We start from the raw sequence: 19,029 nt of genomic DNA on the forward strand, positions 1-19,029 counted from the left end.
TTATTTATACCTTAAAAGTAGGAACATCTCCCTATAAAGATTGACTGCATAGAAAAAAGGAAGCAATTTAGCTTCCTTCCTTTTTATTATTAGTTATTCAAGGCTGCTGCCATTGTAGCTGCAACTTCAGCTTCGAAGTCGTTTGCAGCTTTTTCGATACCTTCACCAACTTCAAAGCGAGCGAACTCAACTACTGAAGCGTTAACTGATTCAAGATATGCTTCAACTGTCTTGCTGTCATCCATGATGTATACTTGTGCAAGAAGTGTGTAAGCTTGGTCAACTTTAGTGTTGTCAAGCATGAAGCGGTCCATTTTACCTGGGATGATTTTGTCCCAGATTTTTTCTGGTTTGCCTTCTTCAGCCAACTCAGCTTTGATATCAGCTTCAGCTTGAGCAATCACTTCATCAGTCAATTGAGCTTTTGATCCATACTTCAAGTGTGGAAGAGCTGGTTTGTTAACCATTGCACGACTTTCGTTGTCTTGGTCGATAACGTGGTTCAATTGTGCCAACTCATCTTTAACGAATTGCTCATCCAATTCTTTATAAGAAAGAACTGTTGGTTTCATCGCTGCGATGTGCATTGACAATTGTTTAGCAAGTGCTTCGTCTCCACCTTCAACAACTGAAATAACACCGATACGTCCACCATTATGTTGGTAAGCACCAAAGTGTTGTGCATCTGTTTTTTCAATCAATGCAAAGCGACGGAATGAGATTTTTTCTCCGATAGTTGCTGTTGCAGATACGTATGCAGCTTCAAGAGTTTCACCTGAAGGCATTGTCAAAGCAAGTGCTTCTTCATTATTAGCAGGCTTTCCTTCAGCAATAACTTTAGCTGTAGTATTTACCAATTCAACGAATTGAGCGTTTTTCGCAACGAAGTCAGTTTCAGCGTTTACTTCAATAACTGCTGCAACATTACCGTTAACATAAACACCAGTCAAACCTTCTGCAGCAACACGGTCAGCTTTCTTAGCTGCCTTAGCCATACCTTTTTCACGAAGCAATTCAATCGCTTTTTCGATGTCACCGTCTGTTTCTACAAGCGCTTTTTTAGCGTCCATAACACCGGCACCAGATTTTTCACGCAACTCTTTTACAAGTTTAGCTGTAATTTCTGCCATTTTGATTCTCCTATATTTTTTAAAAATAGGAGAGCCGGGCTAAGCCCCGCCCTCCTAGGTAATACTATTTATATAAATTAAGCGTTGTCGCCTTCTACAACTTCAACGATTTCTTCGATTGAATCTGCTTGAGCTTCTGAAGCTGCAAACTCTGCTTCAACTGCTACTGCATCTTCACCTTGACGTCCTTCGATGATAGCGTCAGCCAATTTAGCTGTAATCAATTTAACAGCGCGGATAGCGTCATCGTTAGCTGGGATGATTACATCGATATCATCTGGATCAGTATTTGTGTCAACCATCGCTACAACTGGGATTCCCAATTTTTTAGCTTCTTTAACAGCGATTTGCTCTTTATGTGGGTCAACTACGTACATCACATCTGGGATACGAGGCATATCTTCGATACCACCCAAGAATTTTTCAAGACGTGCACGTTGTTTGTTAAGAAGTGCAACTTCTTTCTTAGGAAGAACTTCAAAAGTTCCATCTTCTTCCATACGTTTGATTTCTTTCAAACGAGCGATACGTTTTTGGATTGTTCCCCAGTTTGTAAGAGTTCCACCCAACCAACGGTGGTTGATGAAGTATTGACCTGAACGTACTGCTTCTTCAGCAACTGCATCAGCTGCTTGTTTCTTAGTACCAACAAACAATACAACTGCATCGTTAGCTGCTGCATCACGCATGAAGTCATATGCTTGGTCAGCGTATTTTACAGTTTGTTGCAAGTCGATAACGTGGATTCCGTTACGCTCTGTAAAGATGTACTTAGCCATCTTAGGGTTCCAGCGACGAGTTTGGTGACCAAAGTGTACACCAGCCTCAAGAAGTTGTTTCATTGAAATTACTGCCATGAGTATTTCTCCTTTTTGTTTTTTTCCTCTTCTTGACTTCAACTCGCAAAACGACCCAAGGGCAACTGTTTCACAATTCATCAAGAATGAGTATTATCGTTCACACGACAAGTTTCATTCTACCATACTTTTTCAATATTTTCAAGCTATTTTAGTAGATTTTTAAAGTAGATAATTTCTGCCAACTTCTCAAAGTAACTTCCACTTGGAAGTCCAAAGTGGAAATTAGTTTGGGAATTTAGCATTAAATTACTAATAAAAACTCTAAATTTAAAGCATCCCAACATATACTGCTGGGATGCTCTAATAGCTAAATTTTTTAAAATTTAATATAGTGGCAAAATCATTAGTTTATTTTATCTACTTCGAAGTTTCTTACGAATTTTATAAGCTAGATTAAACAAAAAATATAATGAACTAGTTGGATAATTAAACTCACCAGCAAATTCCTCAATAGTAGGATTAAACTTAGATTTAAAGTTAATTAACCCACCCTCTAAATTGTTTTCAATTCCACCCATATTATGAGTCTCAGCCCCTCGTTCAAAAGAATGTTGTGCTGTCTCAAACCATGTAGGAATAGCAGGTTGATAGTGTCTAAATTCTTCATTCATTCCAGCATATAAGTTCTCAGAAGTTTTCCCAAATTCGATGGTTAAAGTACCAGACAATGGGACAATACTATCCCCTCTGTCAATATGGTTCTTAAGAAAAGAAATTTCTTCCTTTAATCGTTTTCTCTCTTGCTGATTCTCTTTTATTTTACCTTCTTTCGTTTTATCTGTAAACTTCTGCTCTGTTTTTAGATTCTTTTCGAATTGTTGCTCAACTTCTTTCAGTCTATTAGGTAGATCTAAAAAGCTCAGTGTGATAAAGGAGTGATCAGGATAAGTATCCAGTAACTTCTGATAATAATCTTTGCCTCGTAAACTGATATTCTTGCGAGACTCTGTTTTCTTCATTAAAAATGAAAAGTCATCTAATAAATCAAGTCCACCAAATTTTACTTCTAATCCTTTATTTCTTGCAGTTCGGATGGCCTGTCTAGTAGACTTAGAAAGTTGATCCAGTGAGAAATTTTCTTTATGAATATTAGCTTGAAAACGTGGTTGTATATTTTCTGCCATATCCTTTGTTAAGCCTGTCCAATAAACTTTATTTTTTTTCAGTTTTTCGACAATTGCTAAAGTCATAGAATTTTGGACAGTTTCTTGGTCAATAAGACCTCTACTGATAAATAAACTTGGGTCAAATTTAACCATTATTGCATGGCTTTTTTTAGCAAGTTTTTTCAACGTTAAAAGAACAAATTTCAGAAGTTCTTTATCTTCATAGTCAATTACTGGACCTCGTGGAATATAAAACATAGAAAGTCCTAATGGTAGCGGCTGAATTAAGATATTTGCTACTCCAACTAATTGATTATCTTTATAAAAGCCAACTCTCTCGTTCCCCCAAGTATCCTTTATCTTGGACCAATCACTACTCTGCAATAAATTTCCTTGAGGATGATTTTCTAAAAATAAATCCCACTCTTTAGCATCAACATTTATTTTATACCTAAACATAACTTCAACACCGACTCCCTTAGAAACCATTTTTTATTAACATGCTACACTCGTACTAAATCTCTACGTTTCATTTTACTTTAATTAAATAATTATAAAAATAGAAAATAAATTCAAGTAATTATATAATGAAATTAATTTTTCCAGCACTATACAAAGGGTGAGATTAATAAGATCTCACCCTTTGTATAGTAATAATCAGTATATTAGTTTGGATAAATGTATCTTACAGTGCCTCTTGATGCTGTCGGATTAAACCATCCACGATAATTTCCGATTGGTTGAGTTCCACTTCCATCATAGTTACACTCAGAAACTTGAATACGAGTTGATGATTCAACTGCTGTAACAACTGCTACGTGACCGTATCCTCCATCATCCCAACATGCAATCGCGCCAACTTGTGGTGTAGAACCTGTACGGAAACCTGCAGCTGCTGCACTTGCAGCCCATTGACCGCCATTACCCCAGTAATCACCAGCCCATGGTGCTAAAGTTTTTACTCCCCATGTACATTGACCTACAGGATAGCTTGATGCATTTGTACTGTATGTCGGATGTTGTTTCACTGGTGCAGGAGTATAGCTTGTTGATTCCGCTGAAGCACTACTTGAAGATGATTCAGACGAACTAGATGACGAAGAAGTAGTTGATACTGCTTGAACTTCTGCTGTAAAAGTTGTATTTCCAGAAGCAACGACTTTTTGTTGTTGACTTGCTTGTTTAGCTTTATAAGCTGCTTCTGCTTCTGCAGCTGCTTTAGCTTCTGCTTCTGCTGCAGCTTTTTTCTCAAGTAAACTTGCTTTTTCATCCTCTGCAGTAGCCTTTTCAGCAGCAAGATTCAATTCTGCAGCTTTCAACTCAGCTTGTTTTGTAGTTAATGATTGAGCATCATCAGCTAGTTTTTGCTGATTTGCAATAACTGTATTAATTGCATCATTGTTTGCTACTTGTTTTTCAGAAATAGCTTTTTTATCTGCTTTTTGTTGTTCCAACATTTTGTTGTTTGCAGATACGATTTCACTCATTGCAGCAACACGTGAAATAGCTTCTGTAATTGATTTTGAGTTTACAATTGTATTAATGTAATTTGTTGCAGCTCCATTTGTTTGAGCACTACGAGCTTGTTTTTGTAATGAATCATTGCGAGATACAATATTCTTAGAAAGTTCTGTAATTTCACCCTCAAGCTTTTTAGATTCTTCTTGTAGTCTATCATTTTCAGATTGCAAGTTTGATTGCTCTGTTTGAATAGCAGATACTTGCTCCTGAACTTGATTAACTTGTTTTTGGGCTTCTTGTTGTTGTGCTGTTAAGTTGCTAATTTTATTATCTTGAGCAGCAATTTTGTCATCAGTAGTTTCTGCATGCGCAGTTGTTAAAACAGCTGCTTGAGAAACCATTACTGTACTTAGTAAAAGCGACGCTAAGATTTTTTTCTTCATATTTCGTAGATACTCCTTCTTTTAAAGACATTACTAGTATACCAAAAAAAGGCCTAATGAATATTACGCCTTTGTTACATTTTTATTTCTTTCTTATAGGTAAAATTTTTCAAAAATAAACTGAAAAGTAATCATCCATATAAGGTTCAAAATCATTGATGGTACTAAACTATAGACTATAAACAAAGACATACTATCCACAGTTAAACCTACCACTATTGCAAGTATATAAGCTCCCATCTCAAATAGAAAAGTCATGACAATAATTGCCAGCATTCTCGTCCAACGATTCAATAAAATAACACTATTAAATTTATGGAGAAATGCCCCCAACAAGACAAATAACAGAGTCGCAATCCCTATCAAGTGGAAAAAGTAAATGTCATAAACCAAACCCACTACAAAACAATAGGCTAAATAGAGATACTCTGATACTTCAATCGTCTCAAATAAGAGAAACAAAAATAGAAAATGACTAGCTAACTGCACGTGGGGAAATAATGAGCCCAAAAGCTGGCTAATATGGGCATCAATTAGAACAAAGAAAGGAAGCAATAAAAACACTCCAACCCGCTTCAGCTGTCTCATTATGAATTCCCCACTAATTCTATCACACTCACATTATGAGTATCTGCACTCAATTTAACAGTTACTTCTCGTGTCAAATAGTCCGTACTATGCGTTGTAGCAACCACTTCACCAACAGGAATATCAGCAACATTAAAGTTTCCTAATCCACCAGTGGTCACCTTATCTCCTGCACTAATATCGCCACTACTATTTAATTGACTAATTTTGAGAACTTCATTTTCCTTGTCATAGCCAACAATAATCCCATAAATTGTAGTAGAACCATGTTGAATTTTAACAGAGATCTTATCAGCATTTTCCGTATTTGTCAGAAGGTTGACCATAGTAGAATTCTCCTCTACTTTTGAAACACTCCCAATCAAACCACCATTTGCAATGGCTAACATATTCTCAGAAGCCCCTTTTGATTTGCCTGCATCCAGGGTCAATTCCTGCTTCCAAGATACCGGAGAACGCATAATAACATCTGCTGCCAAAGTCTTTGTGGCTTGCAACTTGGACTTCATATCAAGCAATTGGCGCAGTTGTTCATTTTCGGTCTTTAAACTTTCCGCCTCATTTGATTTAACTTCTAATTGATAAATCTGTTTCTTCAAACTTTCATTTTCATTATATGTTCGTGTCAAATGAGCCAAATCTGATTTGACAGAATCAAACCACTGAAAAGGTTTTTGTACAACTCTATCAACCAATGAGATTCCATCTCCTAATTTTGTCACAATTGTACTTGAATAAGTCGTCGCTAAGAGAGCTGACACAAGCAGAACAATGACAAAAACAATAATGACATATTTTGATTTTTTAAAACGGTTCATATCCCTACCTTTATATCAAAAACTGTTACAGTAATTTTTTATGAATTCCTGAAAGCTACTAAGATTTTAAGAAAAATAAGCAACAACCAAGTCCGAGAATAACAAGAATAGTAAGTGTATCCTTTCGAGTCCATTTCAGTTGTCGGTATTGACTTCTGCCTTTTCCCCCCTGATAACCGCGTGCTTCCATGGCAATAGCCAAGGAATCTGCACGTTTTAAACTTGTCGCAAAAAGAGGAATCAAAATGGGAATCATAGCCTTCACCTTTTGAACAATGCTTCCTTCACCAAAATCCACTCCACGCGCTTTCTGTGCATTCATAATCCGCGTCGTATCATCCATTAAGGTCGGAACAAAACGCAAACTCATAGATAGCATTAAGCCAATTTCATGAACTGGAACTTTCACACGCTTTAAAGGTGCTAATAAAGCTTCAACAGCTGACGCCAAACTTAAAGGCATGGTAGTTAAAGTTAACAAAGTTGAAAAGAAAATAATCAATACAAAGCGACAAAAAATAATTCCAGCTTGTTGCAAAGCATAATCTGTGATTCTCACAAATGAAAACTCAAATAAAACATTCCCATTAGAAATGAAAAACAGTTGAAAAATAGTTGTGAAGGCAATCAAGAAAAACATAGACTTCAAGCCCTGAATAAAAAATGAAAGAGATACTCCTGACAAGGCAATAAATATCCCTGTCGCTATAAAAAGAATTAGATTCGTCAAGGGGTTATTAGCCCAAAACACAATCAAAATCAGTAGCATCATGGCAAGCAATTTGCTACGTGGATCCAATCGGTGAACAATCGAATCCCCTGGGATATAACGCCCCAAAATCATACTATCCATTTAGCGACTCCTTGAACTCCTCTATCTTAATCGGTAATCGTTTAAATGACACGCCTCTATCAGCCAATCGTTTACAAAAAGCTGTAATTTTAGGTACTCCCAACTGCACTTCTTCCATAAAGACAACATCTTGAAAGACATCACTTGGTTTACCACCCTTAACTAAACGTCCCTTTTCCATCACATAGACTTGATTTGCATATTCAGCAACATCATCCATCAAATGCGTTACCAAGACAATGGTCATCCCTGACTGGTGGAGTTTTTTGAACAAGTTCATCAACTCTTTTCTTCCCAGAGGATCCAGGCCTGCTGTGGGTTCATCTAAGACTAATATTGCTGGCTCCATGGCAAGTATGCCTGCAATTGCGACACGTCTCATTTGTCCACCTGACAGCTCAAACGGGCTACGATCAAAAAGTGATTCATCAATTCCAACCAGAGCCAGTTTCTCACGCGCAATCTGCTCCGCATCTTCTTCAGAAACTCCAAAATTTTGCGGTCCAAAAGCAACGTCTTTCAAAACCGTTTCTTCAAAAATCTGATTTTCAGCAAACTGAAATACCAAGCCAACCTGTTTTCTAATTTGACGAATATCTTTATTTTTAGAATTCGAGGTGATTAAGGTATCAAAAACTCGCACACTCCCTTGACTTGGCACCAATAAACCATTTAAGAGTTGTAAAATAGTTGATTTACCGCTACCTGTGTGCCCAATTAAGGCCGTATAAGAACCATCTTCAATCGTCAAAGAAACATCCGACAAAGCTGTTGAAGCTAAAGGAGTCCCTTCTTGATATGTAAAACTCACATTTTCTAGAGCAATTCCCATAGCTTATCCTCTAGCTCACTTTCTGTCAAATAATTTTCAGGCAAATCATAGCCATTCTGGCTCAAAGAATTTTTTAATTGATTGGCAAAAGGATCGTCTAATCCAATTTGATCTAAATCATTTCGAGAGAAAAGTTCTCTAGGGCTACTAGTTGATTCAATTTCCCCTTTTTTCATGACCAATACGCGATCACTCATGGCAACTTCTTCCAAATCATGTGTAATGGAAATGACCGTCATATCATAGTCTTTTCGAATTCCTTTTACTGTCTCAATAAGTTCTCTACGACCCTCAGGATCCAACATACTCGTTGCTTCATCTAGGATTAAAATAGCTGGTCTTAGGGCTACAACACCTGCAATGGCCACACGTTGCTTTTGGCCACCCGATAGACGCGCCGGCTCTCTCTTTTTAAAGTCCAACATGCCAACCAAACCCAGAGCTTCTTCCACTCTATTTTTCATTTCTTGACGAGAAAGGCCCTGATTTTCCAAACCAAAGGCAACATCATCTTCAACAGTCGCTCCAACAAATTGATTGTCTGGATTTTGAAAAACCATACCGATTTGACGACGTATACTCCAAACATTCTCCTCAGTCAGCCGTTTGCCATCAATTACAATCTCTCCGGATTCTGCTTCCAGTAAGCCATCAATTAATCGAACCGTCGTTGATTTACCACTACCATTATGCCCTACAATCGAAATCCATTCTCCACGTTTCACGTGAAACGTAATATCCTTCACATCATAGTATTCCTGACTTTCCTTATAACGAAAAGAAAGATTTTTTACATCAATTATTGATTTCATTTCGAACCAAATGTCCCTTTAAATACATAGGCACTACCCTTGAAATAATCATAGCCAGAGTAGATAGTGAAAAACAAGGCTACATAAAGTAGGACTTGACCAATCAAAGTCCAATGTAATAGCAAGAAAATAATCGCAAACATCTGACTAAAAGTTTTAATTTTTCCAGGCATTGCTGCTGCTAAAACTGTTCCACCAGTTTCAACCAATAAAAGCCTTAAACCTGTCACAGCCAACTCACGACAAATAATCACTGCAACAATCCAAGCTGGAGCCATACCTAACTCAATCAGCATAATAAAAGCCGACATTACTAGTAACTTATCCGCCATTGGATCCGCAAACTTCCCAAAGTTGCTAACCACAATCCATTTACGAGCTAAATATCCATCTAAATAGTCGGTAATACTGGCAATAGCAAATATAATAGCTGCTGCTATATGACTTTCTAGCGAATTTCCTATCGTTAAAATAAAGATAAAAATAGGTATAAAGAGAATTCGACCTATTGTTAAGAGATTGGGAATTTGTTCTTTTTTCATTCGTTTTTCCTTAATTTCTAGTAAAGGTTACAGTGATTTGTCCAGTTTGAGCTGTTAATTTCGATAAATCAACAGTCTGATTATCTACTGTTAAAGCAACACCTTTGACAACACCTAAAGTAATGGTCACAGGATTTTTTGTTGAAACTGTTGTTTCCGCACTTTTATTATCCGGTGATAAGGTCACACCACCCTCAAGCTCACTTTCTGAAACACTAACCCAACTTCTAGCATCTGAAACCGATAATTGCAATTTTGCAGTTTCCTTACTTGTTTTATAAGCGATTTCTACATAATTTCCTTCACCTGATACACTTATAACTGGTTCAATATTCGAAGAGCTACTTGATGAACCACTACTAGTTGAAGATGGAGTTGCAGAACTAGTCGAGCTTGTTGCTTGGACTACACTATAACTAGACGCAGATGAACGCTCCGGTTGAGTCTGAATATAATTCCAAACATAATAAGTCACAAAAATGACAATCGATAGTGCAAAGAGTATAAAATAAAATAAAGGTAAAAATGATGTCTTATTTTTCTTACTTGAACGTCTCCTACCTGTCAACTCCTCTTCATCAACATCTACTTCCTCATAAGTAATCATGCTCCCAGAATCATAAGCATCCAAGACAATTCGCTCATCTAGCTCAACTGCCCACGCATACTTTCTCAAAAAAGAACGAGTATAAAATGGACTAGGAAGTTGATCAAAATCATCAGCTTCCATCGCTTCCAACATATCCAACTGAATTTCTGTTTTTTTGTGTAATTCTTCTAAAGTCAACCCTTGGTTGGTTCTAGCTAAACGTAAAACCTCACCAATTGTTTTTTTCCTCATACTTGTCATTCCTTCTTTCTAGTATCGATTATGATAGGTTACTACGATGGGAATATTGTAAAATCAACTATATCACCATCATCTATTAAATGATGTCCAGCATCAAGGACATCCTCCAAAGTAATTTCCTGTAAAATTTTCGGCAAATCAAAAATTGTCTCACCATTTTCAAAAGCATCATATTGCGTTGCAATAAATTCAAGAGAGTTCATGCTACTGAAAAATTCTCCAAACATCTCTCTTTTGATAATGTCTAAATGATCCTCTGTAATATCTATATCCTTTGTGAAATTACGAATAGCCTTTTTAAACTGATGAGATAAAGCAACTGGCTCTTTTGTATCCATTGTCAACATAACAAAATGAAAACGACTTGTTACTTCAACTTCCAGAGATAAGGACGCATCAATTTTACCTGATTCATATAATTTCTGAAAACGATCCGAAGTCCAACCAAACATCATTGCAAACAATAATTTTAATAAAATATGATATCGATAGCAATCCGCTTCAGCAACTTCTTGCTTACCTCTAATACCAATCGCTAGTTTGGGAGAAGACACTTCCATTCTCATACTGTCTGTTTGCTTTACATCTTGTAAAACAAGCTTTTCTCTTACTACTTCCTGAACATCTAAATCTTTCAGTTCTTTGCTTTCAAAATAGTCCTGTACTCGTTCCACATCAAAATTACCAACGAAAAACAGAGACATGTTTACAGGTTTGTAAAATCTTGTAAAATTTTCTTGCAAATTAGTTAGATTGATTTGGGAAATTGACTCCTCACTTCCAACTATATCAGTTGCTAAAGGTGTACCAGGATACAAATTCGCTAAAGTTGAAAAGAATAAACACGAATCTGGATCATCTTGATACATTTCTCGTTCTTGCTGTATAATATCCTGCTCCCTTAAAATAGAATCTTCAGTAAATTGTGCTGATGTTACCAATTCATCAAGTAAGTCCAAATTTTCTAAAAAATGATCCGTTGCTGAAAAAAGATAACTTGTTTTTGTAAAGCTTGTAAAGGCATTACTATCTGCACCTAGACTCGTAAAAGCCGACATCAAATCGCTAGCATCTTCTCTCTCAAATAATTTATGTTCAAGAAAATGAGCAATTCCCGCAGGATATTCTTTTACATATCCGTCAACTTCTGTTACAAGCGTATCTACCGAACCAAACTGTACAGTTACACTCCCGTAAACCTCTTTAAATTCCTTTTTAGGCAAAAGAGCAACTGTCAATCCGTTTGCTAAACGAGTTCGATAAACCATTTCTTTTACAGCTGGATAGTACTTTTCTTCAAAAACAACCTTTGTCATTCTATTCCTTCCATAAAGTAAATTGCTTGTAATTTCACATTACTAGCTGCTCTACAAATAGCATCTTTGTCAACTTGCTCAAGTTTTGCAATCCAACCTTTAAATTCTGCTGAAGATTTTCCAAGTAAGGCATTTTGATAAGCACGTTCAATCAATGAACCTTGATTATCTTGAGAAAGCAACAAAGACCGACGAATCATTTCCTTGGTCTGCTCTAGCTCAAGCTCTGTAAAATAACCTTTTTTTAAATCAAGCAGTTGATTATTCATCATTTTTCGAGCCTGATTCCGATTTTCTCGATCAATGCCAGCATACATCCTCAAGAATCCACTAAACAAATCAAGCTGACTTGAAATAGTATAAGCCAATCCAGCATTTTCACGGACATTTGTAAATAGTTTAGAGTGAGCAAATCCACCAAGTAAACCATTCATTACAATCATGGGGAAATGTTGCTCATCACCATATTCAGAAGGGCAATGATAACCTAATTCCACAATGGATTGTCCCACATTTTTCCGAACCATACCTTCCTGCAGAATATTGGAATAAGGTTGACAATACTGAACCTTCACATCTCCTTTTCGACCTTTAAAGCCAAATGATTCTAATACATTTTGAATTTCAACCTCATTAAAATCACCTAGGAAAAAGAAATCTATTCGATTATTGGCCAAAAATTCTTGGAAACAAGAATAAGAACTCTGTGGAGTTTCAGCTAAAATACGATTTCGTAAATCACTATATTCCAATTGGAGACGTTCATCATGAAAAAATAATTTATCCAATTCTTTATGTGCAAAATAAAAAGAATCATCCATATCAGCTGCTAAACTTGCTAACAATTGTTTTTTCTCAATTTCAAATAAGTCCGAATCAAACCCATTATCAACTACTACGGTGGAAAAAAGAGTTTCTTTTAAAAGTTCCAAAACCTGAGAAGTTAGCACATTTTTCCTACTTAAAAACTCATCACGAACATAGGTAAATGTCAATTCTACAATGTGACTTTGCCCTCTTCTGAAACAATTGGTTGACATATCTGTACCGTATAGACTGGCCAAATGTTTTCTCAAAGCTTGAGAAGTAGGGTACATCTGATTAGCAGTCTCTAGCATACTCGCACTCAACATGCGACCTGCAATCGTATCAAGAGATAATGGAGTGGTAAAACGCACGGCGATTTTGTTCGTTTTAAACTTTTTTGATTGGATAAAATGTGTTGAAATTCCATGCACTAACTCCATGATTTACCTCCTTATATACAGACTTCTATTATATCACGAAAAACTGAAATTTTCTTGTTCTCTGTAACACTTTTGAAATAAAAATCGCTTACATTATTCCTTGTTTCTCTCACTATTTTTAGGAAAATATGGTATAATACCAAAGATTGAGGTGAATTATGGAATACAAATTATTTGAAGAATTTATTACCCTCCAAGCACTACTCAAAGAACTTGGAATTACACATAGCGGAGGAGCTATCAAATCATTTCTCTCTGAACATTCTGTTTACTTTAATGGGGAATTAGAAAGTCGTCGTGGTAAAAAACTTCGTATTGGCGATAAAGTTGACATCCCTGACATGAATATTGACATCTTGTTGACACAACCTACTTCTGAGGAGCAAGAGGAGTATCAGGCTGATAAAGTTGAAAAAGAACGAATCGCTAAACTTGTTAAGGAGATGAATAAGGGGGTAAAAAAAGATAAATCAAAACCTACTTCATCACCCAAAAGCAAACAAGCTCCGCGATTTCCTGGTAGATAATCATGTGGCTACAACACCTATCTCTCAAGACTTTTCGTAACTATAAAGAGACGAAAATAGACTTTAACCCTAAATTGAATGTCTTTTTAGGACGCAATGCGCAAGGTAAAACAAATATGTTAGAGGCTATCTATTTTTTAGCCTTAACACGTAGTCATCGGACTCGAACAGATAAAAATCTCATTCATTTTGACGAGGAACAACTTCATCTTTCAGGTCTTGTTCAAAAACAAACGGGATCCATTCCTCTCGAAATCGAACTAACACAAAAAGGGCGTGTGACAAAAGTTAATCACTTAAAACAGGCACGACTTTCAGATTACGTAGGACACATGAATGTTGTCTTATTTGCTCCGGAAGATTTACAACTAATTAAAGGAGCACCTTCGGTTCGACGAAAATTCATTGATATGGAGCTTGGACAAATTAAGCCAATCTATTTATCTGACTTAACCAATTATAACCATATCCTAAAGCAAAGAAATACCTATTTAAAATCAGCTCAAACAATAGATGAAACCTTCCTTTCAGTACTAGATGATCAGCTAGTCGATTATGGATGTCGTGTGATGAATCACCGCTTAGATTTCATAAAAAAACTAGAATCATTTGGGCGTAAGAAACATTTTGAACTCTCTAATCAGATTGAAGAGTTGTCAATAGCCTATCAATCTTCTGTCAAGATAGCTGACAAAGAAAACTTATCAGAATCTTTCAAAATTGCTTTAGAAAAAAGTAGGTCCAGAGATTTATTTAAAAAGAATACTGGTGTTGGTCCTCATCGAGATGATATTTCTTTTTATATAAATGGGATGGATGCTAGCTTTGGAAGTCAAGGTCAACATCGTAGTCTCGTCCTTTCTATAAAATTAGCAGAAATCGAATTAATGGAAAGTATTACTACAGAGTCTCCAATATTACTACTTGACGATGTTATGAGCGAACTTGACAACACTAGACAACTAAAATTATTAGAAACGATTTCTCATTCAATCCAAACCTTTATTACAACAACCAGCTTAGATCATCTTCAGAATCTACCAGAAAATCTAAGTATTTTCGCTATTCAGGGTGGTAAAGTTTCTGTAAACAAAAATTGACAGCATTGTAAAAGAACTCCTGTTTTCACGGGAGTTCTTTTCATTGTTTTTACATAGAATAATTTGGTGCCTCATTAGTAATTTGTACATCATGAGGATGGCTTTCTTTCAAACCAGCACCAGACATTTCAATAAATTGAGCGTTATCATGTAGTTCTTTAAGGTTAGCTGCACCACAGTAACCCATACCAGAGCGAATACCACCAATCATTTGGAAGACAATATCAGCTGCCGCTCCTTTATAAGCAACACGACCTTCAATTCCTTCTGGAACGAGTTTGTTTGCTTCATTGACAGAACCTTGGAAGTAACGATCGCTTGAGCCTTTCTTCATAGCAGCGATTGAACCCATACCACGGTAAGTCTTGAATTTACGTCCTTGGAAGATTTCGGTTTCTCCTGGAGCTTCATCAGTTCCAGCAAACATAGATCCAAGCATAACAGCATTTCCACCAGCCGCAAGAGCTTTTACAATATCTCCAGAATACTTGATTCCACCGTCAGCAATGATCGTTTTACCATATTCACGCGCAACAGCTGCAGCATCATAGATAGCTGTTACTTGTGGAACACCAACACCTGCAATCACACGAGTAGTACAGATAGAACCTGGTCCAATACCAACCTTGACAACATCTACACCTGCTTCATAAAGGGCACGTGCACCCTCAGCTGTTGCAATATTTCCAGCAATCAAAGTACGATCTGGGAAGTGAGCACGAATCTCAGCAATTTTACGCAAGACACCTGCAGAATGACCATGTGCAGTATCAATAACAATCGCATCTGCTCCTGCTTCAAAAAGTGCCTCTGCACGTTCAAATGTATCTGAAGTAACACCTACTGCACCTGCAACTAGTAGACGACCAAACTCATCTTTAGCGGCATTTGGAAACTCAATAACTTTTTCAATATCTTTGATAGTAATCAAACCAGAAAGACGACCTTCTTCATCTACCAACGGAAGTTTTTCAATACGGTGTTCTTGAAGAATGCTCTCAGCTGTTGCAAGATCTGTACCCACAGGAGCAGTAATAAGATTTTCACTGGTCATATGATTTGAGATTGGTTGGTTATAATCTGAAATAAAACGAAGATCTCGGTTTGTCAAAATACCAACCAATTTACGATTTTCAAGTGTTTCAACAACTGGAACACCACTGATACGGTAACGTCCCATAAGCTCATCAGCTTCAGCAATTGTATGTTCAGGAGTCAAGAAGAACGGATCAATAATAACTCCATTTTCAGAACGTTTTACCTTGCGAACCTCGTCTGCTTGCTGAGCAATTGACATGTTTTTATGGATAACTCCGAGACCGCCTGCACGAGCAATAGCAATGGCCATTTGACTCTCTGTAACTGTGTCCATAGCAGCGGTAATAATTGGGATATTTAAAGTCAAATTATCTGCCAATTTAGTTGTTAAATCTGCATCGTTAGGCAACACATGACTTTCAGCTGGAATAAGCAATACATCATCAAAGGTAAAACCTTTTTTCAAAAATTTAGTGTCCCAATTAGACATTCGAAGTTTCCTCTTTTCTTTCTTTTTGAGCTTGACTCTTTTTATATTGTATCTATCATACCATTCTATAAAAATTTGTCAAATGTTACAGGGGTAAATAAAAAACTATCTTTTCTTCGAGATAGAAATGATAGTTTCTTGTAAAATAAACTTATTTAAAGTAATGAAGTCCCATTGCTCCTTTAACCTCAGATAGGGTTTGACCTGCAACTTCACGCGCTCTTTCACTACCTTTTTGAAGCATATTATAAACTTCTCCCATATCCTTAGCAAATTCAATACGGCGCTCACGAATAGGACCCAGTTCACGTTCTAATATTTCAAGTAGATAACGCTTGGTCTTCACATCACCAAGACCACCTCGTTGATAATGTTCTTTCATGTCAGTAATTTCTTGAGCATCTTCTGGACGACCAAAAACATCTAGATAATGGAAAACCATATTTCCTTCAATTTTACCTGGATCCTCAACGCGGATATGATCTGGATCTGTATACATACTCATTACTTTTTTACGCAAAGTATCCGCATCATCAGCTAAATAAATACCATTATTGAGTGATTTAGACATTTTAGCATTTCCATCTAAACCAGGTAAACGACCTGCTCTCTCATTTTCTGGATAAATACCTTCCGGTTCTACCAAAACATCACAGTTATATGCATTGTTAAAAGAACGAACAATTTCACGAGTTTGCTCAATCATTGGTTTCTGATCTGTCCCAACAGGAACATAATTAGCCTTGAAAGCTGTGATGTCAGCTGCTTGAGCGATTGGGTAGACCAAGAATCCTGTCGGAATACTTTCCCCAAAGCCTTTCTGAGCAATCTCTGTTTTTACTGTCGGATTTCGTTCCAAACGTGCTAATGAAACTAGATTCATATAATACATAGACAACTCAGCCAACTCTGGAATTTGACTTTGAATAAAGATTGTCGATTTACTTGGATTCAATCCAACTGCAAGATAATCCAAAGCAACATTTCCGATAGACTCTACAATTGTTTGAGGGTCTTTAGCATGATCTGTCAAAGCTTGTTGGTCAGCCAAGAACACAAACATATCATACTTATCCTCTTCCTGTAATAAAACTCGATTTTTGAGACTTCCAACATAATGTCCAATATGCAATTTCCCTGTTGGACGGTCTCCTGTTAAAATAATGGGTTTAATCATTTTATTCTCCTTCGATATAGTCCCTTCAATTATAGCATTTTTTTAATGAAATAACCGTAATTTATCAAAATAAATCAGTCTTGCTATTTACGGATTCGTGTAAAGTATACTGTAAATGTAATTTACATAAAATTGACAGATAAAAATTTGAATATTTCCGTATTTTCTAGTAGAATAAATATATTACACATATAGGAGAAAAACATTGCTTACAGTATCTGATGTTTCACTACGTTTTAGTGATCGCAAACTTTTTGATGATGTCAATATCAAATTTACAGAAGGAAATACTTACGGATTAATTGGTGCTAATGGTGCCGGAAAATCTACCTTTTTAAAAATTTTAGCCGGAGATATCGAACCTACTACTGGTCACATCTCTCTTGGTCCAGATGAACGTCTCTCTGTTCTTCGTCAAAATCACTTTGACTATGAAGACGAACGTGCCATTGATGTGGTTATCATGGGAAATGAAAAACTTTATAGCATCATGAAAGAGAAAGATGCTATCTACATGAAGGAAGATTTCTCAGATGAGGATGGAGTGCGTGCTGCCGAACTCGAAGGAGAGTTTGCTGAGCTTGGAGGCTGGGAAGCAGAAAGCGAAGCCTCTCAACTACTTCAAAACCTAAACATTCCAGAAGAATTGCACTATCAAAACATGAGCGAATTGGCCAACGGTGAAAAAGTAAAGGTTCTCCTCGCCAAAGCACTTTTTGGTAAACCAGATGTTCTTCTTTTGGACGAGCCTACCAACGGTTTGGACATTCAATCGATTACTTGGTTAGAAGACTTCTTGATTGATTTTGATAACACCGTTATCGTAGTATCCCACGACCGTCACTTCTTAAATAAAGTATGTACTCACATGGCCGACCTTGACTTTGGAAAAATCAAACTCTATGTCGGAAACTATGACTTCTGGAAGGAATCTTCTGAACTCGCTGCTAAATTGCTAGCAGACCGTAATGCTAAAGCAGAAGAAAAAATTAAGCAATTGCAAGAATTCGTTGCTCGTTTCTCTGCTAATGCTTCTAAATCAAGACAAGCAACATCACGTAAGAAAATGCTTGATAAGATTGAGCTAGAAGAGATTGTACCATCTAGTCGTAAATATCCATTTATTAACTTTAAAGCGGAACGTGAGATTGGTAATGATCTCTTGACAGTAGAAAATCTATCTGTAAAGATTGATGGTGAGACTATTTTAGATAATATCAGCTTTATCTTACGCCCAGGTGATAAGACAGCGCTTATTGGGCAAAATGACATCCAAACGACTGCATTAATTCGTGCAATCATGGGAGACATTGACTATGAAGGAACTGTCAAGTGGGGAGTAACTACTAGCCGTTCTTACTTGCCAAAAGATAACTCGGCCGATTTTGCAGGAGGAGAGTCAATCCTTGACTGGTTGCGTCAATTCGCAAGTAAAGAAGAAGATGACAATACTTTCCTACGTGGCTTCCTCGGCCGTATGCTCTTCTCTGGAGATGAAGTTAACAAACCTGTAAACGTTTTGTCAGGGGGAGAAAAAGTGCGTGTCATGCTTTCAAAACTCATGCTCTTGAAATCAAATGTCCTTGTACTTGATGATCCAACCAATCACTTGGACTTGGAATCTATCTCAAGCTTGAATGATGGATTGAAAAACTTTAAAGAATCAATTATCTTTGCCAGCCATGACCACGAGTTTATTCAAACTCTAGCTAACCATATCATTGTCTTGTCTAAAAATGGCGTCATTGACCGTATCGATGAAACCTATGATGAATTCCTAGAGAATGCAGAAGTACAAGCAAAAGTAAAAGAACTTTGGAAAGACTAAAATCTTCAAAA

General features: G+C 36.7%; 18 protein-coding genes. 3 read left to right on the top strand and 15 right to left on the bottom strand.

Features of this window, described 5'->3' with window-relative positions; translation table 11 throughout:
- Window positions 1–89: 89 nt before the first annotated feature.
- From tsf to yfmF, 13 genes are all read right to left on the bottom strand, one after another.
- A complete protein-coding gene (gene tsf / locus O3616_RS01570) occupies window positions 90–1,130 on the bottom strand; it encodes a translation elongation factor Ts (RefSeq protein WP_049491122.1) in 1,041 nt (346 codons plus the stop codon).
- 77 nt (window positions 1,131–1,207) lie between these two features.
- Window positions 1,208–1,987 carry a 30S ribosomal protein S2 gene (gene rpsB / locus O3616_RS01575; RefSeq protein WP_007556349.1) on the bottom strand — a complete coding sequence of 260 codons (780 nt, stop codon included), beginning with the start codon at window positions 1,985–1,987 and terminating at the stop codon, window positions 1,208–1,210.
- 356 nt (window positions 1,988–2,343) lie between these two features.
- Window positions 2,344–3,555, bottom strand: a complete 1,212-nt coding sequence (locus O3616_RS01580; RefSeq protein WP_371637920.1) for an aminoacyltransferase — start codon at window positions 3,553–3,555, stop codon at window positions 2,344–2,346.
- A gap of 206 nt (window positions 3,556–3,761) precedes the next feature.
- Window positions 3,762–5,000 carry a peptidoglycan hydrolase PcsB gene (gene pcsB / locus O3616_RS01585; RefSeq protein WP_371637898.1) on the bottom strand — a complete coding sequence of 413 codons (1,239 nt, stop codon included), beginning with the start codon at window positions 4,998–5,000 and terminating at the stop codon, window positions 3,762–3,764.
- 93 nt (window positions 5,001–5,093) lie between these two features.
- Window positions 5,094–5,588, bottom strand: a complete 495-nt coding sequence (gene mreD / locus O3616_RS01590) for a rod shape-determining protein MreD (protein WP_042751844.1) — start codon at window positions 5,586–5,588, stop codon at window positions 5,094–5,096.
- A complete protein-coding gene (gene mreC / locus O3616_RS01595) occupies window positions 5,588–6,406 on the bottom strand; it encodes a rod shape-determining protein MreC (protein WP_371637899.1) in 819 nt (272 codons plus the stop codon). Before mreC ends, mreD begins: the two co-directional genes overlap by 1 nt.
- Before the next feature lie 58 nt (window positions 6,407–6,464).
- On the bottom strand, window positions 6,465–7,259 hold the full coding sequence (locus tag O3616_RS01600) for an energy-coupling factor transporter transmembrane protein EcfT (RefSeq protein ID WP_061589679.1): 795 nt from the start codon (window positions 7,257–7,259) through the stop codon (window positions 6,465–6,467).
- Window positions 7,252–8,091 carry an energy-coupling factor transporter ATPase gene (locus tag O3616_RS01605; protein ID WP_371637900.1) on the bottom strand — a complete coding sequence of 280 codons (840 nt, stop codon included), beginning with the start codon at window positions 8,089–8,091 and terminating at the stop codon, window positions 7,252–7,254. The genes O3616_RS01600 and O3616_RS01605 overlap by 8 nt, the downstream gene beginning before the upstream one ends.
- Window positions 8,076–8,903, bottom strand: a complete 828-nt coding sequence (locus O3616_RS01610; RefSeq protein WP_371637902.1) for an energy-coupling factor ABC transporter ATP-binding protein — start codon at window positions 8,901–8,903, stop codon at window positions 8,076–8,078. The genes O3616_RS01605 and O3616_RS01610 overlap by 16 nt, the downstream gene beginning before the upstream one ends.
- Window positions 8,900–9,445, bottom strand: a complete 546-nt coding sequence (gene pgsA / locus O3616_RS01615; protein ID WP_371637903.1) for a CDP-diacylglycerol--glycerol-3-phosphate 3-phosphatidyltransferase — start codon at window positions 9,443–9,445, stop codon at window positions 8,900–8,902. The genes O3616_RS01610 and pgsA overlap by 4 nt, the downstream gene beginning before the upstream one ends.
- Before the next feature lie 10 nt (window positions 9,446–9,455).
- Window positions 9,456–10,286 carry a cytoskeleton protein RodZ gene (gene rodZ / locus O3616_RS01620; protein ID WP_049487620.1) on the bottom strand — a complete coding sequence of 277 codons (831 nt, stop codon included), beginning with the start codon at window positions 10,284–10,286 and terminating at the stop codon, window positions 9,456–9,458.
- A 41-nt stretch (window positions 10,287–10,327) separates the two neighbouring features.
- The gene (gene yfmH / locus O3616_RS01625) at window positions 10,328–11,611 is read right to left on the bottom strand and encodes an EF-P 5-aminopentanol modification-associated protein YfmH (protein ID WP_371637904.1); all 1,284 of its coding nucleotides are present in this window, start codon (window positions 11,609–11,611) and stop codon (window positions 10,328–10,330) included.
- Window positions 11,608–12,858 (bottom strand): EF-P 5-aminopentanol modification-associated protein YfmF, encoded by a 1,251-nt coding sequence (gene yfmF / locus O3616_RS01630; protein ID WP_371637905.1) that lies wholly within the window; start codon window positions 12,856–12,858, stop codon window positions 11,608–11,610. Before yfmF ends, yfmH begins: the two co-directional genes overlap by 4 nt.
- A gap of 158 nt (window positions 12,859–13,016) precedes the next feature.
- Here yfmF and yaaA point away from each other — a divergent pair, with 158 nt between their 5' ends.
- Both yaaA and recF read left to right on the top strand, forming a co-directional pair.
- Window positions 13,017–13,385, top strand: coding sequence for a S4 domain-containing protein YaaA (gene yaaA, locus O3616_RS01635; protein ID WP_049487626.1), 369 nt, complete (start codon window positions 13,017–13,019; stop codon window positions 13,383–13,385).
- 2 nt (window positions 13,386–13,387) lie between these two features.
- Window positions 13,388–14,485 carry a DNA replication/repair protein RecF gene (gene recF / locus O3616_RS01640; RefSeq protein WP_061589685.1) on the top strand — a complete coding sequence of 366 codons (1,098 nt, stop codon included), beginning with the start codon at window positions 13,388–13,390 and terminating at the stop codon, window positions 14,483–14,485.
- A gap of 49 nt (window positions 14,486–14,534) precedes the next feature.
- On the opposite strand, the gene guaB is transcribed toward recF, so the two are convergent.
- Both guaB and trpS read right to left on the bottom strand, forming a co-directional pair.
- The gene (gene guaB, locus O3616_RS01645) at window positions 14,535–16,013 is read right to left on the bottom strand and encodes an IMP dehydrogenase (RefSeq protein ID WP_000073401.1); all 1,479 of its coding nucleotides are present in this window, start codon (window positions 16,011–16,013) and stop codon (window positions 14,535–14,537) included.
- A 151-nt stretch (window positions 16,014–16,164) separates the two neighbouring features.
- Complete coding sequence (trpS, locus tag O3616_RS01650; RefSeq protein ID WP_371637906.1) at window positions 16,165–17,190, bottom strand: tryptophan--tRNA ligase; 1,026 nt, start codon at window positions 17,188–17,190, stop codon at window positions 16,165–16,167.
- Between the two features lie 205 nt (window positions 17,191–17,395).
- Between trpS and O3616_RS01655 the strand changes: the two genes are divergently transcribed.
- Complete coding sequence (locus O3616_RS01655) at window positions 17,396–19,018, top strand: ATP-binding cassette domain-containing protein (RefSeq protein WP_000958767.1); 1,623 nt, start codon at window positions 17,396–17,398, stop codon at window positions 19,016–19,018.
- Window positions 19,019–19,029: the final 11 nt, after the last annotated feature.

Source organism: Streptococcus sp. 27098_8_86 (assembly GCF_041432595.1).
GTDB lineage: Bacteria > Bacillota > Bacilli > Lactobacillales > Streptococcaceae > Streptococcus > Streptococcus pneumoniae_F.

Excerpts from the sequence above, each read along its gene's own strand:
- tsf (WP_049491122.1), bottom strand. The coding sequence starts at position 1,130 with ATGGCAGAAATTACAGCTAAACTTGTAAAAGAGTTGCGTGAAAAATCT.
- rpsB (WP_007556349.1), bottom strand. The coding sequence starts at position 1,987 with ATGGCAGTAATTTCAATGAAACAACTTCTTGAGGCTGGTGTACACTTT.
- O3616_RS01580 (WP_371637920.1), bottom strand. The coding sequence starts at position 3,555 with ATGTTTAGGTATAAAATAAATGTTGATGCTAAAGAGTGGGATTTATTT.
- pcsB (WP_371637898.1), bottom strand. The coding sequence starts at position 5,000 with ATGAAGAAAAAAATCTTAGCGTCGCTTTTACTAAGTACAGTAATGGTT.
- mreD (WP_042751844.1), bottom strand. The coding sequence starts at position 5,588 with ATGAGACAGCTGAAGCGGGTTGGAGTGTTTTTATTGCTTCCTTTCTTT.
- mreC (WP_371637899.1), bottom strand. The coding sequence starts at position 6,406 with ATGAACCGTTTTAAAAAATCAAAATATGTCATTATTGTTTTTGTCATT.
- O3616_RS01600 (WP_061589679.1), bottom strand. The coding sequence starts at position 7,259 with ATGGATAGTATGATTTTGGGGCGTTATATCCCAGGGGATTCGATTGTT.
- O3616_RS01605 (WP_371637900.1), bottom strand. The coding sequence starts at position 8,091 with ATGGGAATTGCTCTAGAAAATGTGAGTTTTACATATCAAGAAGGGACT.
- O3616_RS01610 (WP_371637902.1), bottom strand. The coding sequence starts at position 8,903 with ATGAAATCAATAATTGATGTAAAAAATCTTTCTTTTCGTTATAAGGAA.
- pgsA (WP_371637903.1), bottom strand. The coding sequence starts at position 9,445 with ATGAAAAAAGAACAAATTCCCAATCTCTTAACAATAGGTCGAATTCTC.
- rodZ (WP_049487620.1), bottom strand. The coding sequence starts at position 10,286 with ATGAGGAAAAAAACAATTGGTGAGGTTTTACGTTTAGCTAGAACCAAC.
- yfmH (WP_371637904.1), bottom strand. The coding sequence starts at position 11,611 with ATGACAAAGGTTGTTTTTGAAGAAAAGTACTATCCAGCTGTAAAAGAA.
- yfmF (WP_371637905.1), bottom strand. The coding sequence starts at position 12,858 with ATGGAGTTAGTGCATGGAATTTCAACACATTTTATCCAATCAAAAAAG.
- yaaA (WP_049487626.1), top strand. The coding sequence starts at position 13,017 with ATGGAATACAAATTATTTGAAGAATTTATTACCCTCCAAGCACTACTC.
- recF (WP_061589685.1), top strand. The coding sequence starts at position 13,388 with ATGTGGCTACAACACCTATCTCTCAAGACTTTTCGTAACTATAAAGAG.
- guaB (WP_000073401.1), bottom strand. The coding sequence starts at position 16,013 with ATGTCTAATTGGGACACTAAATTTTTGAAAAAAGGTTTTACCTTTGAT.
- trpS (WP_371637906.1), bottom strand. The coding sequence starts at position 17,190 with ATGATTAAACCCATTATTTTAACAGGAGACCGTCCAACAGGGAAATTG.